The organism is Streptomyces sp. NPDC034085, assembly GCF_055575555.1.
Map to the genome: position 1 here is coordinate 1 of NZ_JBVISL010000007.1, position 15151 is coordinate 15151.

General features: G+C 73.8%; 13 protein-coding genes. 7 read left to right on the plus strand and 6 right to left on the minus strand.

Annotated elements, in window-relative coordinates; genetic code table 11:
• The 4 genes from ACZ501_RS23300 to ACZ501_RS23315 all read left to right on the plus strand — a co-directional run.
• On the plus strand, nucleotides 1-374 hold a 374-nt coding region (locus tag ACZ501_RS23300; protein ID WP_468797723.1), incomplete at its 5' end, for an aliphatic sulfonate ABC transporter substrate-binding protein.
• Nucleotides 375-408: 34 nt separating this feature from the next.
• Nucleotides 409-1200, plus strand: a complete 792-nt coding sequence (locus tag ACZ501_RS23305; RefSeq protein ID WP_468797726.1) for an ABC transporter ATP-binding protein — start codon at nucleotides 409-411, stop codon at nucleotides 1198-1200.
• On the plus strand, nucleotides 1187-2083 hold the full coding sequence (locus tag ACZ501_RS23310) for an ABC transporter permease (protein ID WP_361607372.1): 897 nt from the start codon (nucleotides 1187-1189) through the stop codon (nucleotides 2081-2083). The genes ACZ501_RS23305 and ACZ501_RS23310 overlap by 14 nt, the downstream gene beginning before the upstream one ends.
• Before the next feature lie 7 nt (nucleotides 2084-2090).
• The gene (locus ACZ501_RS23315) at nucleotides 2091-2852 is read left to right on the plus strand and encodes a sirohydrochlorin chelatase (RefSeq protein WP_468797729.1); all 762 of its coding nucleotides are present in this window, start codon (nucleotides 2091-2093) and stop codon (nucleotides 2850-2852) included.
• Here ACZ501_RS23315 and ACZ501_RS23320 read toward each other — a convergent pair.
• The 3 genes from ACZ501_RS23320 to mgt all read right to left on the minus strand — a co-directional run bounded on the left by ACZ501_RS23320 (nucleotide 2849) and on the right by mgt (nucleotide 5746).
• Nucleotides 2849-3862, minus strand: coding sequence for a ketopantoate reductase family protein (locus ACZ501_RS23320; RefSeq protein ID WP_468797732.1), 1014 nt, complete (start codon nucleotides 3860-3862; stop codon nucleotides 2849-2851). The two genes, ACZ501_RS23315 and ACZ501_RS23320, sit on opposite strands and share 4 nt — an antisense overlap.
• Before the next feature lie 85 nt (nucleotides 3863-3947).
• Nucleotides 3948-4523, minus strand: a complete 576-nt coding sequence (locus ACZ501_RS23325) for a DUF1697 domain-containing protein (RefSeq protein WP_468797735.1) — start codon at nucleotides 4521-4523, stop codon at nucleotides 3948-3950.
• Entirely contained in the window at nucleotides 4520-5746 is a 1227-nt protein-coding gene (mgt, locus tag ACZ501_RS23330; protein WP_468797738.1) for a macrolide-inactivating glycosyltransferase, read from the minus strand. Before mgt ends, ACZ501_RS23325 begins: the two co-directional genes overlap by 4 nt.
• A 131-nt stretch (nucleotides 5747-5877) precedes the next feature.
• Between mgt and ACZ501_RS23335 the strand changes: the two genes are divergently transcribed.
• Nucleotides 5878-6747, plus strand: coding sequence for a phosphotransferase enzyme family protein (locus ACZ501_RS23335; RefSeq protein ID WP_361607357.1), 870 nt, complete (start codon nucleotides 5878-5880; stop codon nucleotides 6745-6747).
• Between the two features lie 115 nt (nucleotides 6748-6862).
• On the opposite strand, the gene ACZ501_RS23340 is transcribed toward ACZ501_RS23335, so the two are convergent.
• Together ACZ501_RS23340 and ACZ501_RS23345 are read right to left on the minus strand one after the other, a co-directional pair.
• Nucleotides 6863-7582 carry a 3'-5' exonuclease gene (locus tag ACZ501_RS23340; RefSeq protein WP_361607354.1) on the minus strand — a complete coding sequence of 240 codons (720 nt, stop codon included), beginning with the start codon at nucleotides 7580-7582 and terminating at the stop codon, nucleotides 6863-6865.
• Nucleotides 7583-7707: 125 nt separating this feature from the next.
• The gene (locus ACZ501_RS23345; protein WP_468797741.1) at nucleotides 7708-8970 is read right to left on the minus strand and encodes an SAV2148 family HEPN domain-containing protein; all 1263 of its coding nucleotides are present in this window, start codon (nucleotides 8968-8970) and stop codon (nucleotides 7708-7710) included.
• 296 nt (nucleotides 8971-9266) lie between these two features.
• Between ACZ501_RS23345 and glgX the strand changes: the two genes are divergently transcribed.
• Nucleotides 9267-11381 (plus strand): glycogen debranching protein GlgX, encoded by a 2115-nt coding sequence (gene glgX, locus ACZ501_RS23350; RefSeq protein WP_361607378.1) that lies wholly within the window; start codon nucleotides 9267-9269, stop codon nucleotides 11379-11381.
• On the opposite strand, the gene ACZ501_RS23355 is transcribed toward glgX, so the two are convergent.
• On the minus strand, nucleotides 11366-12661 hold the full coding sequence (locus ACZ501_RS23355; protein ID WP_468797744.1) for an MFS transporter: 1296 nt from the start codon (nucleotides 12659-12661) through the stop codon (nucleotides 11366-11368). The two genes, glgX and ACZ501_RS23355, sit on opposite strands and share 16 nt — an antisense overlap.
• A gap of 178 nt (nucleotides 12662-12839) precedes the next feature.
• Here ACZ501_RS23355 and treY point away from each other — a divergent pair, with 178 nt between their 5' ends.
• A complete protein-coding gene (gene treY, locus ACZ501_RS23360) occupies nucleotides 12840-15062 on the plus strand; it encodes a malto-oligosyltrehalose synthase (protein ID WP_468797747.1) in 2223 nt (740 codons plus the stop codon).
• Nucleotides 15063-15151: the final 89 nt, after the last annotated feature.

Here is a 15151-nt window from a genome sequence, read left to right on the forward strand (position 1 = left end):
CGAACGTCATCGTGTCGCAGAAGTTCCTCAAGGAGCACCCGGACGTCGTCGAGGCCGTGCTCAAGGGCACGGTGAAGACCAACGAGTGGATCAACACCAACCCCGACAAGGCGAAGGCCTCCGCGAACGCCAAGCTGGCGGCGGAGGGGGGCAAGCCGCTCGACGCGAAGATCATCGACCCGGCATGGTCGAGCATCCTCGTCACCGACGACCCGCTGGCCACGACGCTCAAGGCGCAGGCCGACTCCGCGGTCAAGGCCAAGCTCCTCGAGAAGCCCGACCTGACCGGCATCTACGACCTGACGCTCCTGAACAAGGTCCTCAAGGCCGCCGGCAAGCCCGAGGTCTCCGACGCCGGCCTCGGCGCCAAGTAAGTCCGTAGTCCAGCAACCCCAGGAGGTGACGACCATGGCCACCACACTCGCCAAGGCTGCCGAGGGCGCGGTAGCGGAGCTGACGCACGCCGCCCGCATCGAGCACGTCTCGAAGTCCTTCTCCGGTCCGGCCGGATCGCAGCTCGTCCTGGACGACATCAGCCTCGATGTCGCTCCCGGAGAGTTCGTCACCCTCCTGGGGGCCTCCGGGTGCGGGAAGTCCACGCTGCTGAACCTGGTAGCGGGGCTGGACAAGCCGTCCGCGGGGTCGATCGAGACCCTCGGCCGCCCGGCCCTGATGTTCCAGGAGCACGCCCTGTTCCCGTGGCTGACCGCGGGCAAGAACATCGAGCTCGCCCTGCGGCTGCGCGGGGTGGCCAAGGCCGACCGCACGACGGAGGCCGAACGGCTGCTGGAGCTGGTCCGCCTCGGCGGCGCCCACGGCAAGCGCGTCCACGAACTGTCCGGCGGCATGCGCCAGCGCGTCGCCCTCGCCCGCGCCCTCGCCCAGGACAGCAGGCTGCTGCTGATGGACGAGCCGTTCGCGGCCCTCGACGCCATCACCCGCGACGTCCTGCACGGCGAACTCACCCGCATCTGGGAAGAGACCGGCCTGTCCGTCCTCTTCGTCACCCACAACGTCCGCGAGGCCGTCCGCCTCGCCCAGCGCGTCGTCCTCCTCTCCTCCCGCCCCGGCCGGGTCGCGAAGGAGTGGACCGTGGGCATCCCGCAGCCGCGCCGCATCGAGAACGCGGACGTCGCGGAGCTGTCCCTCGAGATCACCGAACACCTGCGTGGGGAGATCCGCCGCCATGGCCAGCACTGACACCACCCCGAAGGCCGCGGCGAAAAGCGACGACCTGGCCGGCCTGGAAGCCGGCCTGGACGCCCTCGACGCAGTCCAGACCCACCGCACCCCGGTCCGCGAGGTCCTCACCAAGAAGGTCCTGCCGCCGGTCCTGGCGGTCGCGCTGGTGCTGGTCGTGTGGCAGGTCCTCGTCTCGGCGAAGGTCGCCGAGGAGACCAAGCTGCCCGCCCTGTCCGCCGTGTGGGACAGCCTGTCCGAGATGTGGCTCAAGGGCACGCTGCTGGAGGTCATCTGGACCTCCGTCTCCCGCGGCCTGCTCGGCTTCCTCCTCGCCCTGGCCATCGGCACCCCGCTCGGCTTGCTCGTCGCCCGGGTGAAGTTCGTCCGCGCCGCGATCGGACCGATCCTCCAGGGTCTCCAGTCCCTGCCGTCGGTGGCCTGGGTCCCGCCGGCCGTGCTCTGGTTCGGCCTCAACGACGCCATGATGTACACGGTGATCCTGCTGGGCGCGGTCCCGTCGATCGCCAACGGCCTCGTCTCCGGCATCGACCAGGTACCGCCGCTGTTCCTGCGGGCCGGCCGCACGCTCGGCGCCACCGGCCTGCGCGGCGCCTGGCACGTCGTCATGCCGGCCGCGCTGCCCGGCTACGTCGCCGGCCTCAAGCAGGGCTGGGCGTTCTCCTGGCGCTCCCTGATGGCCGCCGAGATCATCGCCAGCTCCCCCGACCTGGGCCTCGGCCTCGGCCAGTTGCTGGAGAACGGCCGCAACAACATCGACCTGCCGGGCGTGTTCCTCGCGATCATCCTGATCCTGGTCGTCGGCATCGCCATCGACCTGCTGATCTTCAGCCCGGTCGAGCGGTGGGTGCTGCGCAGCCGCGGCCTGCTGGTCAAGAGCTGAGCCTGCCATGTCCCGCGCACTCCTGGTCATAGCCCACGGCAGCCGCGATCCGCGGCACGCGGCGACCGTGCACGCCCTCGTCGGGCGGGCGCGGGCGCTGCGGCCCGGGCTGCGGGTGGAGACGGCCTTCCTGGACTTCAACGGGCCGACCGTCTCCCAGGCCCTGGCCTCCCTGTACCTGTCGGGGGTACGGGAGGCCGTGGCCCTGCCGCTGCTGCTGACCCGCGCCTTCCACGCGAAGGCCGACATCCCGGCGGTGCTCGCGGAGTCCACCACGCGCCTGACCGGCCTGTCGGTCCGGGTGGCGGAGGTCCTGGGCCCGCACCCCCTGCTGGTGGCGTCCCTCGAACGCCGCCTCGCCGAGGCCGGCCTCGGCCTCACCCCGGCGGACCGCGCGACGACCGGCGTCGTCCTCGCGTCCGCCGGATCCTCAGACCCGGAGGCGATCGCAGTGATCGCTGAAATCGCGCGGGAGTGGCGGCACACCGGTTGGTGCGCCGTGCGGCCTGCGTTCGCCTCCGCTGCCCTTCCCCGCACGGAGGACGCCGTACGCGCCCTGCGCGCGGAGGGCGTCCGCCGCGTCGCGGTGGCCCCGTACGTCATCGCCCCGGGCCGCCTCCCGGACCGCATCGCGGCCGGCGCGGCGGCGGCGGGCGCGGACGCGGTGGCCGACGTCCTGGGCGCCACCCCGGAACTGGCCCGCCTCCTCCTCCACCGCTACGACACGTCCGCCTCGGCTCCGGCCCGGCTCGCGGCCCTGTCGGCCTAGGCTTGGCTTCCGGCGCGGGCGGTGGCCTCGTCGGCGAGGGCGGTCAGGTCGGCGATGGACATCGCGCCCGGGGGGAGGCCCTCGCGGGCGAAGATGTTCGCCGCGTGGCGCAGGACGTCGTTGACCGGGGTGGGGACGCCGTGGAGGCGGCCGAGCAGGGAGATCTCACCGTTGAGGTAGTCGGCCTCGACGGAGCCCGTGCCCCGGGCCAGGCTCTGCCAGGAGGAGCCGCCGCGTACGCCCGCCGGCTGGTCGACCTTGCCGTCGCGGGCCTCCGACTGTTCGGCCTCGGTGGCGTAGCCGATGCCCGCCGCCTCGAAGGCCGCCTTCCCCTCGCGGACGGCGCGCAGCAGCAGGGCCGCCTTGGCGGGGTCCGGCTCGGGGCCGGTGGTGGCCTGGATCGCGTTGCCCAGGTTCCCGAGGAGCTTCGCGTACTTCCACCGCATCACGTCCTCGACGACCGGCGCCCCGAAGCCCGCCCCGGCGAGGTCGGCGGCGACCGCCCTGATCCGGGAGTGCGCTCCGCCGGCCGCCCGCCCGAGGTGGAGGATCCCGGTGAGCGGCGCGCATAGGGCCGAGACCGCGCCGGGCTCCAGGAAGGTCGACGGCAGCCAGACGCAGACCCCGTACACCCGCGCGAAGCGGCGCAGCGCGAGCCGTTCGCTCTCCACGCCGTTCTGCGCGCACAGCAGCGGCAGCCGCTGCGCGGCCGTGCCGCCGCCGGCGACCTCCGCGTCGCCCCACGCGTCGAGCGCGGCGATGGCGTCCTGGGTCTTCACCGTCAGCAGCAGTACGTCGTCCGGGCGCAGTTCGCCCAGTTCCGCCGGGGCCGTGACCACCGGGAGCCGGTGGACGCGGGTGCCGTCGGCGGTGGTGAGCCGCAGTCCGTCGGACTTCAGGGCCTCGGCGTGCGCGCCGCGCGCGGCGAGGACGACCTCCTGGCCGGATTCCGCGAGGCGTCCGCCGATGGCCGCGCCGACCGCACCGGCGCCGATGATGATGTAACGCATGCCCAGAGCCTGACACACCGGCCGTGTCCGGACGCGGCCGGGCCGGGGCGGGGGGCGATGCGGTGGGGGCCCTGCCCGCGGAACGCTAGGAGCGGGTCAGCTCCACCAGTTTGAGCACGGTGTTCCAGTTGCGGGTGGTGACGTCCAGGCCCTTGACGACGGCGGGCCGGGCGAGGGCTTCGGCCAGCTTGGAGCGGCCGAGGCCGTTCGGGGCGTAGAGGTAGAGGACGCGGTCTCCCAGGCGGTACTCCTCGGGGAGGTACGCGGGGGCGTCGAGGGCGGCGAAGCGCTCGGGGCCGGGCTGTTCGGAGAAGAAGGTGGCGTGGAGCTGCCTGCCCTCCAGGTCGGCCGCCGGGAAGGGGCAGGCCTCGGCGACGGCGGCCAGGTGGTCCCCGTCGACGACCAGGCAGGCCACGCGGAACCCGAAGTGCTCCTCGATGGCCGCCTCCAGCGCCCGGGCGAGGGTGGCGGGATCCGTCTGCGGGCTGCTGAAGACGGCGTTGCCGCTCTGCAGGTACGTCTGCACGTCGCCGTGGCCGAGCCCCTCCAGCAGGGAGCGCAGCTCGGCCATGGGGACCTTCTTGTTCCCGCCGACGTTGATGCCGCGCAGGAGGGCGGCGTACTTCTTCGTACGCGCTGTCGTACTGGCTTTCTTCGTCATGGCCGCACCCTAGGGGTTGTCTGTGACAGCGCGGCCTCGATGAGGTCGGCGGCCTGGCGGGTGCCGCCCTCGGAGGCCATGCCGGCGCGGATGTCCTCCAGGCGTTCGCTCACCCGGGGGTCGCCGAGCAGTGCGAGGACGGCCTCGCGCAGGGTGGTGGCGTCAGCCTCCTCCATCGGGACGTGGCGGGCCACGCCGAGGGCGGCCAGCATGTCGGCGTTGCCGAACTGGTCGACCGCCTGGGGCACGGCGACCATCGGGGTCGCGGTGGCCAGGCCCTCCTGGCTGCCGCCGGCGCCCGCGTGGGTGATGAAGGCGTCGGCTTGGCGCAGGACGTCCAGCTGGGGAACCCAGCGGTGGACCTCGACGTTGGCGGGGATCTCCCCGAGGTCGGCCTCGTCGGTGAACGTGCCGATCTGCAGCACGACGTGCCAGTCGGGCAGGTCGCCGAAGGCTTCGATGCACGCCCGGTAGAAGGCGGGCTGCTTGGTGAAGGTGGAGCCGAGGGAGACGAGCAGGACCTTCTTCCCCTCGGCGGAGGCCGGCCGCTCCCAGGTGCCCTGGGTGGCGCTGCGGTCGCCCTGGCAGGCCCCGACGAAGGTGTGCACGGACGCGTCGACGCGGTCGGCGTGCGGCTGGAGGGCGCGCGGGATCAGGACGATGCTGCGCCGGGGACGGCCGACGAAGTGGTCGGCGTCCTCGTCGATGCCGTTCTCGTCGAGCCAGGCGCGGAAGCGGGCGTAGTAGGCCTTCCCGCGTTCGGTGGCGCGCAGTTGTGCGGTCATCGGGGCGCCGACCTCCTCTTCGTAGCCGGTCCAGGCGACCAGGTTCGGGGAGAGCGAGATGGACGGGACGTCCCAGCGGCGGGCGAGGACGCGCGCCGGGTAGGCGGTGATGTCGTGGATGACGAGGTCCGGTTCGTCGCCCTCGAAGGCTGCCGCGAGCTGCGGGAGCGCCTGCACGGCGTCGTCCAGGAAGGGTTCGACGTTGTCGATGAGCTCGGTGCCCCAGGCCTCGGGGTCGTCGTGGGTGGGCAGGGTGGACTTCCAGACCACCGGAGTGGCGCCGGTCTCCGCGACGGTCTCGGCGAAGGAGGCGGGGATGGCGTAGCTGACGCGGTGGCCCCGGGCGACGAGTTCCCGGATCACTTCGATGCTCGGGTTCACGTGGCCGGGGGCGGCGATGGAGAACATGGCGATGTGTGCGGCTTTGGCTGAGGTCATGGACACGACCTTAACGAGACGAGACGTCTCGTGCAACTACATTCTCCCCACCAGGGATCCCGTGGGACCGGATGCGAGACTGAGGGGACTCACGGCGAGCACGACCACCGGGCGAAGGACGAGACGGACGCATGGACGAGGCGCGGGCCAGGGACGTACTGGCGCAGGCGGGACTCACGGGCCCGGGCCGGGCGGAGCGGGCCGAACTGCTCGCCTTCGGCGAGAACGCCGTCTTCGCGCTCGGCCCCCTCGTGGTCAAGGTGGGCCGCGAGGCGGCACTGCTGGAACGGGCCGAGCGGGAGCTGGCGGTGGCGGGCTGGCTCGCCGACGCCGGGATCCCGGCGGTCCGGGCCGCCGAGCCGAAGCCGCGGCTGGTGGACGGACACCCGCTGACCCTGTGGCACCGGCTCCCGGAACCCCTGCGTCCGGCCGGCCCCGAGGACCTCGCCGCCCTGCTGCGGCCCCTGCACGCGCTGCCCGCGCCCTCGTTCACGCTGCCCCCGCGCGACCTGCTGGGCGGGGTCGAGCGCTGGCTCCGGCTGGCCGGCGGGGCCGTCGACCCCGAGGACGCGGCGTACCTGCGCGCACGGCGCGACGCGTACGCCGGCGAGGTGGCCGCGCTCACCCCGCACCTGCCGCCCGGCCCCGTCCACGGCGACGCCCTGCCGCGCAACGTGCACGTGGGGCCGGACGGGCGGCCGGTCCTGGTGGACCTGGAGACCGTGTCGGCCGACCTGCGGGAGCACGACCTGGTGGTGATGGCCCTGTCCCGCGACCGGTACGGGCTCCCGGCCGACGCCTACCGGGCCTTCGCGGACGCCTACGGATGGGACGTACGGGAGTGGGAGGGCTGCGCGGTCCTGCGCGGCGCCCGCGAGACGGCGAGCTGCGCCTGGGTCGCCCAGCACGCCCCCGCCAACCCGAAGGCCCTGGCCGAGTTCCGACGACGCGTCGCCTCCCTGCGCGACGGCGACCGGGAAGCCCGCTGGCACCCCTTCTAGGGGGTGCCCGAACAGTCCCGCCTGCCCGGCGGGCGGCCGGCACCACTGTGCGGACATCCCCAGCCGCTCCCGGAGCCTGCACGGGGAGTACCGCGGGGCGTCGCCCCGGTGCGGGTCAGGCGGTGACCAGCGCCCGCAGCGGCCACGCCGTGTCGATCACCGCGTCCGGGCTGCCCTGCCGGCGCAGGTAGGACTGGAAGTCACGGGCCCAGCGGGCGTGCCAGCCGCCCTGCCGGTCGTGCAGCTCCGCCGGGCTGAGCCCGGCCACCGCCGGGTGGCGGACGGCTATCGCCCGGGCCACCTCGACCGCCGCCAGCGCGTCGGCCCCCGCGTCGTGCGCGGCGTCGAGGGTGACCCCGTACACCCCGCACACCGCCTCCAGGGTCCGCTTGCCCCGCCGGTAGCGGTCCACGGCCCGGTCTATCGTCAACGGGTCCACCACCGGCCCGGTCTCGGCCCCGCCCAGCCGTTCGGCGAGCGAGGGCAGCCCGTGCCGGGCCAGCTCCGCGGAGAGCAGGGTCAGGTCGAAGGCCGCGTTGTAGGCGACGACCACCGCGCCGCCGCGCCAGTGTTCCACCAGCGCCGCGGCCACCTCCTCCGCGACCTCCCGCACCGGCCGGCCCTCGGCGACGGCCCGCTCCGTGCTGATGCCGTGGATCGCCGCGGCCTGCTCCGGGATCGGTATCCCCGGGTCCGCGAGCCAGCCGCGCCTCGTGCGCACCTCACCGCCCCGCACCTCGACCAGCGCGGCCGTCACGATCCGCGACTCCCCCGGCTCCGTACCGGTCGTCTCCAGGTCGAACCCGACCAGCGCTCCCCCGTGCCACGCCTCCATGACGCGCCCCTCCCCCGTTTTTCCGGTCAACGCGTTTCAGCCTGCCACGGGGCACTGACACCGGACCGGGCCGCCCCCCGGCCGCCGCCCGGACCCGGCCTGATACGTCCGGCGGCCGGCCGGGGTCACGACACGGGCCGCGAGTCCTCCCACACCGACTCGAACTCCTCCCGGTACGTCTGGAACAGTCCGTGCTCGGCGTCCTTCGGCACCCCCCGCCCGCCCCCGCGCAGGACCAGCACCGGCGCCTCCATGCCCCGGGCCCGCCGCAGGTACGACTGGACCACCGCGATGCCCGACGACTGCCCCTCCACCAGGTAGGCCGTGAAACGGGGGGTCTCGTCGAAGACGTGGATGTCGAAGCGCGAGGGGTCCTTAAGCCCCGCCCGCACCCGCCGCACGTGCAGGATGTTCATCTCCACCGACCGGCTCAGCTCGCCCTTGCGCAGTCCCAGCTCGCGCTCGCGCCGCTTGACCGCGCTGCTCGCAGGGTTCAGGAACAGCAGCCGCACCCGGCAGCCCGCCTCCGTCAGCCTGACGAGTCTTCGGCCGGAGAAGTTCTGCACCAGCAGGTTGAGGCCTATGCCGATGGCGTCGAGGCGCCGCGCGCCCCCGAACAGGTCCTCCGCCGGCAGCTGCCGCTGCAGCCGCACCCGGTCCGGGTGGACCGAGATGACGTCCGCGTACCGGTCCCCGACCAGGTCCTCGACGGCATCGATCGGCAGCCGGTCCGCCGAGGGGCTGCCCGACCCCGCGCCCAGCACCTCCAGCAGCCGCGCCGAGGCGCGCTCCGCCTGCTCCAGCACGGCCCGCGACAGCGCCCGGTTGCGGGAGACCACGTTGCGGGTGACCTCCAGCTCGTCGAGGGCCAGCTCGATCTCGCGCCGGTCGTCGAAGTACGGCTCGAAGCAGGGCCAGTGCTGGACCATCAGCTCGCGCAGCTGCGGCAGCGTCAGGAAGCTCAGCACGTTGTCGTCGGCCGGGTCGAGGAGGTAGCCCTTGCGCCGGCTGACCTCGCGGACGGCCACCGCCCGCTGCACCCACTCCTGCCCGGCGGGGCCCGCGGCCGCGACGACCCAGTCGTCCCCGCCGTGCACCGGCTCGTAGACGGGCCGCAGCACGGCGCCCACCACCGACCTCAGCCGCTGCTCGATGAGGTTCAGCCAGATGTACGCGCGGCCCGCGCGCTGGGCCCGCGTACGGACCTCGCTCCACGCGTCCGCGCCCCAGTCCAGCTCGGCCGCGGCCCGCGCGTCCCCGGCCGCCTGCGGGGCCAGCGACACCGCCGCCCCGGCCGCCGCCGCGCCCGGCACACCGCCGGGCGCATCCACCGGGCCACCCTCGTGACCGCCGTCACCAGGGGGCAGCTCCAGACCTCCCGAGCTCACCCGTGCACCGCCTTCTGCGTCTGGACGCCCGTCTCCAGTGATCACGGAAGGGTACTCCGCGCACGCGGCCCGACGCAGCCCGAAGCCGTCCTCGCCGACCTCACGTCCCCTGGTCCGGCGGCCCGTTGACCCATTATGTGATGCCCGGACCGTACGTTGACCCGTATATCAGCTCTCCGGTTCACCCATCGGCAGCATTCCAAGTCCACGCGTGAGGACCCTCTTTCGGGGAAGATCTGGCAGAGACGTGATCCGCGCCGGATCGAGCCGGACCAAGATGGGATGAGTCATTGGCCATGCAAGTCTGGCCGGGGCAGGCGTATCCGCTGGGCGCCACCTACGACGGAGCGGGCACCAACTTCGCGGTCTATTCGGAGGTCGCCCGGCGCATCGAGCTGTGCCTGCTGCACGACGACGGCTCGGAGACCGCCGTCGAACTGCGCGAGACCGACGCCTTCGTGCGGCACGCCTACCTGCCCGGGATCATGCCCGGGCAGCGGTACGGGTTCCGCGTGCACGGCCCCTACGAGCCCGAGCGCGGACAGCGCTGCAACGCGGCCAAGCTGCTGCTCGACCCGTACGCGCGGGCCATCAGCGGGCAGGTGGCCTGGGGCGAGGAGGTCTACGGCTACCACTTCGGGCGCCCCGACTCCCGCAACGACCTCGACTCCGCCCCGCACACGATGAGTTCCGTCGTGGTCAACCCGTACTTCGACTGGGCGAACGACCGGCCGCCGCGCCACGAGTACCACCACACCGTGCTGTACGAGGCCCACGTGAAGGGCCTGACCATGCGCCACCCCGACCTGCCGGAGGAGCTGCGGGGCACCTACGGGGCGCTCGCGCACCCGGCGGTGATCGGGCACCTGACGAAGCTGGGCGTGACGGCGCTGGAGCTGATGCCCGTCCACCAGTACGTCAACGACCACCGGCTGGTGAACGACGGGCTGAGCAACTACTGGGGCTACAACACCATCGGCTTCTTCGCCCCGCACAACGGCTACGCCTCCGGTGACCGGGGCCAGCAGGTGCTGGAGTTCAAGTCGGCGGTCCGGGCGCTGCACGAGGCCGGGATCGAGGTGATCCTGGACGTGGTCTACAACCACACCGCCGAGGGCAACCACCTGGGTCCCACCCTCTCCTTCCGCGGCCTCGACAACGCCTCCTACTACCGGCTCGCGGACGACCCCCGGCACTACATGGACACCACCGGGACCGGCAACTCGCTGCTGATGCGCTCCCCGCACGTCCTCCAGCTGATCATGGACTCGCTGCGGTACTGGGTGACCGAGATGCACGTGGACGGCTTCCGCTTCGACCTCGCGGCCACGCTGGCCCGGCAGTTCCACGAGGTCGACCGGCTGTCGTCGTTCTTCGACCTGGTGCAGCAGGACCCGGTGGTCAGCCAGGTGAAGCTGATCGCGGAGCCCTGGGACCTGGGCGAGGGCGGCTACCAGGTGGGCAACTTCCCGCCCCTGTGGACGGAGTGGAACGGCAAGTACCGCGACACCGTACGCGACTTGTGGCGCGGGCAGCCGCGCACGCTCGCGGAGTTCGCGGGGCGGCTGACGGGCTCCTCCGACCTCTACCAGGACGACGGGCGCCGGCCGCTGGCCTCGATCAACTTCACCACCTGCCACGACGGTTTCACCCTGCACGACCTCGTCTCGTACAACGAGAAGCACAACGAGGGCAACCGGGAGGGCAACCGGGACGGCGAGACGCACAACCGGTCGTGGAACTGCGGGGTCGAGGGGCCGACGGAGGATCCGGAGGTCCAGGAGCTGCGCGAGCGGCAGATGCGCAACTTCATGGCCACCCTGATGCTGTCGCAGGGCGTGCCGATGCTCAGCCACGGCGACGAGTTCGCCCGGACCCAGCAGGGCAACAACAACGCCTACTGCCAGGACAACGAGCTGTCCTGGGTGAACTGGCCCGAGCCGGGCAAACCGCCGCCGGCCCTGCTGGAGTTCACCCGCCGGATGGTCTGGCTGCGCCGCGACCACCCGGTGTTCCGGCGGCGCCGCTTCTTCCACGGCCGGCCGGTGGAGGGCACGCACGACGAGCTCTCCGACATCGCCTGGTTCACCCCGCACGGCGAGGAGATGCGGGCCCGGGACTGGCAGGCGCAGCACGCGCGGGCGCTGACCGTGTTCCTCAACGGGGAGGCGATCTCCGAGCCCGGTTCGCGGGGGGAGCGGATCACCGACGACTCGTTCCTGCTGATGTTCAACGCGGGCGCCGACCCGCAGGACTTCACCGTCCCGCAGGGGCACGGATCGCACTGGCGGACGGTCGTGGACACGGCGCGGGCGGAAGTGCTGCCACCCGGCACCGGGCCGCAGTACGCGGCCGGCGACCGGGTGGCCCTGACGGGACGGTGTCTGGTGGTGCTTCAGCGCCCGGCGTAGGCGGAGCCGGGGCCGGTCGTCCCCGATCCCTCGTGCCGGACGGTCCGCTGGGCGGGGATGAAGGCGCCGGCCGGGGGCCGGGCGGCCGGTACCCGGGTCACCAGGGCGATGGTCAGGCACAGCGCGGCCGCCCCCACCGCCACGGCGAACGCGCCGGCGGGCCCGTACGACTCGGCGAGCCGTCCGGAGACGGCGAGCGCGGCGGCCTGCCCGGCCACCAGGGAGCTGGCGGCGAAGGCCATCGACTCGGCGAGCCAGGTCGGCTCCACCACGCGCTCGGTGAGCGCGAACGCGGTGATCAGGTGGGGTGCGTACGCGGCCCCGAGGACGGTGACGACCGCGTACAGCGGCCACAGGGTCTCGGTGAACAGCAGCGGCACCGAGAGGAGCAGCGCGGCGCCCGTGGCCGCCCGCCAGCGCAGCCGCAGCCCGAAGCGGGCGGGCAGGGCGCCGAGCGCGAGACCGACGGCGGCGCTGACGACGCCCATGGCGGCGTACACGACACCCGCCTGCCCCGGCACCCCCAGCTGGGCGGTGAGCGAGGCGATGCCCGCCTGGCAGCCGCCGAACATGGCGCCCTGGAGCGCGAGGGAGCCGCGTACGGCGTGCACCACGCGGGGGTGGCGCGGCGCCCGGACGCCCTTGCCGCGCGGCCGCGCGGGGGTCCCGGCCGTGACGGCGGCGGTCGGGTGCAGGGCGTAGGCGGTGCCGAAGACGGCGACGAGGGCCGCGGCCCCGCCGAGGGCGACGGCGGGGTGCGCGCCGAGCGCGGCGAGTCCGACGAGGGCCGGGCCGAAGACGAAGGAGACCTCGTCGAGGGTGCCTTCGAGGGAGTGCACGGCGGCCACCACGTCCTCGCCGGCCTTCGCGCGGCGCGCGAGCGCGACGGAGCGGGTGCGGGCGAGCGGCCCGATCAGCGGTACGGAGGCCCCCGTGACGGCGCCGATCGCGGCGAGCGGGGCGGTCGCCAGGCCGGCGAGGGCCCCGGCGACGAGCGCGGCGGTGGCGACGGCGTTGACGGCCGCCGCGGCGAGGACGACGGGCCGCTGCCCGTGGCGGTCGGCGAGCCGGCCGAGGACGGGTCCGCAGACCACCTGGCCGGCGGAGAGGGTGCCTCCGACGATGCCGGCGGTGGCGAGCGAGCCGCTGGTCTCGGCGACCAGCAGGACGCTCCCGAACTGGGACATCGCGACGGGGAGTCGGGCGAGGAACGAGAGGAGCGGGAGTAGGGGCCCGGTCAGGGCGATGACGTGACGATAGGTACTGACGGTTCCAACCACTTGATCGACGTTAACGCGGTGGAGTCACCCGGATGCATTGGGTAATGGCACGGAATCGCGTCGACTGGGTACGTACGTTCTCATGACCCAGGGGTATGCAAGCAGTCAATCGGAACATGAGGCTCCGGCGAATGGCGCTCCGGCGGCGCTCGCTCCGGCCTCCACCTACCGGCTCCAGATGTGCCCGGAGTTCCCCTTCGCGGCGGCCGAGGCAGCCGTACCGTACCTCGCCTCGCTCGGCGTGTCACACCTGCACCTGTCCCCCGTGCTGGAGGCGGTGCCCGGCTCCGCCCACGGCTACGACGTCACCGACCACGCCCGGGTGCGGATCGAACTGGGCGGCGAGCCGGGCCTGCGGGCGCTCGCGGCGACCGCACACGGACACGGCCTCCGGCTGGTGCTCGACATCGTGCCGAACCACATGGCGGTACCCGTCCCGGTGCGGCTCAACCGGCCGCTGTGGGAGGTGCTGAGGGAGGGGCCGCACTCGCCGTACGCCCGGTGGTTCGACATCGACTGGGAGGGGGGCGCGGGGCAGGTGCTGCTGCCGGTGCTCCCCGGAGGGGACGAGCCCTGCGAGGTGGAGGCCCGGGCGGGCGTACTGCGGTACGGCGAGCTGGAGCTGCCCCTGCGGGCCGGGACCGCCGCACTGCCGCTGCCGGAGCTGCTGGCCGCCCAGTGGTACCGGGCCGCATGGTGGCGCGAGGCGCGCACCTCCCTCAACTACCGCCGCTTCTTCACCATTTCGGACCTGATCGGGGTGCGGGTGGAGGATCCCGCCGTATTCGCCGCAAGCCACGCGAAGGTGCTGGAGCTGGTGCGGGAGGGGGTGGTCGGCGGACTGCGGATCGACCACGTGGACGGGCTGGCGGACCCCGAGGAGTACCTGCACCGGCTGCGGGCCGCCGTGGGGAACGACTGCTGGGTGGTCGTGGAGAAGATCCTCGGCGAGCGGGAACGACTGCCGGCGTCCTGGCCGGTGGCGGGCACCACGGGGTACGACGCGCTGCGCCGGGTCGACGGCGTGTTCACCGACCCGGCCGGAGCGCGGCAACTGGCCCTCGCGTACCAGGAGTCGACGGGCCTGCCCTCCTGGGAGGAGACCGCCTCGACCGCGGCCCGGGAGGTGCTCACCGTCGACCTCGCCGCCGAGCTGGCGACACTGGAACGGTGGGCCGGCAAGGAACTCTCGGGCGCGGTACGGGAATTGCTCATCGCGACGCCGGTGTACCGGACCTACCCCGGCGGGCCGGGCCCGGCGGCGTCGACCCTTCAGCGCGCCGCCGCCCGGGCGGGGGCCGACGCGGTCGAGGGAGTACGGGAGCTCCTGCTGCGGGACCCGGCCTTCGCGGCGCGCTTCGCCCAGACCTCGGCGGCCCTGCGCGCCAAGTCCCTGGAGGACCGCGCCTTCTACCGTTGGGCCCCGCTGCTGTCGGCCACCGAGGTCGGCGGGGAACCCGGGGCCCCGGCGGTGTCGGCCGCGGAGTTCCACGCGTACTGCGCGGAACGGGAACGGGACTGGCCCGCCTCCGGGACGGTGCTGTCCACGCACGACACGAAGCGCAGCGCGGACGTACGGGCGCGGATCGCAGTGCTGTCCCAGGCGCCGGAGGCGATGGAGGTCCCGGGAGCGGGGGCGGCGGGCGGGGACGACCCGCAGCTGGCCTGGGTGGCGTGGCAGAGCGCGCTCGGGCTGGGCGACGCACCCGAACGCGGCCCCCGGCTGGCGGCGGCCCTGCTCAAGGCCGCACGGGAGGCGGCGCTGCGCACCTCCTGGACCGACCCCGACGAGGAGTACGAGGCGGCCATCGCGGACCTGGTGCCCCGCGAGGCGGTGGAGCTGCCGCCGGAACTCGCGGAGGCCGCCCGGGCCAACGTGCTGGGGATGACGCTGCTGCACCTGGCGATGCCGGGGGTACCGGAGGTGTACCAGGGCACCGAGTCCGAGTGCAGGGCGCTGGTCGACCCCGACAACCGCCGCCCGGTGGAGTTCCCCCGGGAAGCGCTGGCCGCCCTGGACGCCGGCACCGCCCCGCCGGACCTCGCGCGGGAGAAGCTCGCGCTGACGGCGGCCCTGCTGCGGCTGCGCCGCGACCGGCCCGGGCTGTTCACGGGCTACGCCCCGCTGCCGGCCGCGGGCCCGGCGGCCGACCACTGCCTGGCGTTCACCCGCCCGGGCGGCCTCGTCGCGGTGGCCACCCGCCTCTCGCACCGCCTGGCGGAGACAGGCGGCTGGCGCGACACCACCCTGACCCTGCCGGAGGGCCGCTGGCACCGCCTGGGAGCCGGCGGCCCCGCGGGCGCGGGCTCGGGGCCGGGTTCGGGTTCGGGGTACGAGGGGCGGGTCGCACTGGCGGAGCTGCTGGAGGAGGGGCCGGTGGCGGCGCTGGTGCGGGGGTAGGGGGCGGGGTTTCGACGGGGCCGCCTCACAGCTGGTTCGGGGGTTTCCCGTCAGTCCCATCGTCCTTCCGGTTCGGGCCGGTCCCTCAA